The following is a 1,214-nucleotide window of genomic DNA, read 5'->3' as shown; positions in this document are numbered from 1 at the left end:
GTAGATACCATCTCTCCATATGTGCCTCAAGTGATTGATTAGGTCATTTGAGGTACATATTCAGTTTGCTGTTTCAGCACACCAAAACAGATATGAACTAACTTGCGCATTGCGCCTCCGAGGGCTGACATTTTGCTTTTCCCTCGAGTGATCATACGATCACAATGTGCCTTGATGTCGGGATTCCACTGGCTGGCGACAATCGCTCCCATATACAACTTAGCTCGAATTAATGAAGGGCCTGCTTTGCTCATGCGCGGTGGGCCTTTAATGCTGCTACCGGATTCCCAAGGAATAGGGTTTAGCCCTAAATAGGCTGCACATTGCCGAGCGCTTTCAAAGTTCCGGCTACGGATCACTGCCATCATTACACGAGATAAAACCCGCCCTATACCGGGAATCGTTTGCAATAAGGCTTGGTCGTTCTTTAGCGTCGGGTGGCCATCAATATGGTCGTTAATCTGTTGTTCCAAGCGGCGTTTTTCATCTTTCAAAGCCTTCAGCATCAATTGAATTGACTCAATAACTTGTGCTGATGCCTGACTAATTTCCGCCTTTTCAAGACGATTTTCTTCGCGTTGGATGTCTTTATCCAAAGCCTCTAGTCGTGCTAACAGGGCTCGCAACGTCCGTATTTCCGGGGCTTCGGGCTGCCAAGGCTGTAAGGTATTCACAGCACCAAAGCGGGCCAGTACCATACTGTCTTTCTTATCTGTTTTACCCCGCGTGCCAAGACTCTTGGCAAAGTCGCGCACACGGGTCGGATTCACGACATACACGTTGGCCCCTGATTCATGTAACGCATAAGCCAGGGCTTCATGGTAGATCCCCGTGGCCTCCATGATAAAACTGCAGTCAGATAAGTACGCACCAGTATTTTTCTGCACCCAGTTGATCAGGGCTTTGTGCCCATCGGCTGTATTGGCGAGTACCTTGGTTTTCACCTTGAGAGTGTTTAAGCCCTTAAGCCATAAGCAATCTAGTTTGGCTTTACTGACATCGATTCCAATCATTACATCCATTCTTTCCACTACCCTTGTACATACAGCATCACCCGATATTCGGGGCGCTAGGATACCATTCAGTATGATAAAGAAACCGGTCAGGGGACGAATCTACGTCTCAGCAATAGATGCTTAGGTTGGGTACAGCCTCACCTGACCGGGGAGCTCTATCTAATCAAACAGAGCAGATGGAGAGATACAAGGTTGGGT

The 1,214-nt window shown here is 47.9% G+C and carries 1 protein-coding gene; it reads right to left on the bottom strand.

The genetic code is table 11. From position 1 onward, the window contains the following. Positions 1 to 38: 38 nt before the first annotated feature. Positions 39 to 1,022 (bottom strand): IS110 family RNA-guided transposase, encoded by a 984-nt coding sequence (locus IOQ59_RS21040; protein WP_193955447.1) that lies wholly within the window; start codon positions 1,020 to 1,022, stop codon positions 39 to 41. Positions 1,023 to 1,214: the final 192 nt, after the last annotated feature.

The organism is Pontibacterium sinense (assembly GCF_015209595.1).
Taxonomy (GTDB): Bacteria; Pseudomonadota; Gammaproteobacteria; order Pseudomonadales; family Balneatricaceae; genus Pontibacterium; species Pontibacterium sinense.
This window is presented reverse-complemented; position numbering and strand designations above follow the sequence as displayed.

Bases quoted from the DNA above. Each gene is read 5' to 3' on its own strand.
- IOQ59_RS21040 (WP_193955447.1), bottom strand. From the start codon at position 1,022: ATGGATGTAATGATTGGAATCGATGTCAGTAAAGCCAAACTAGATTGC.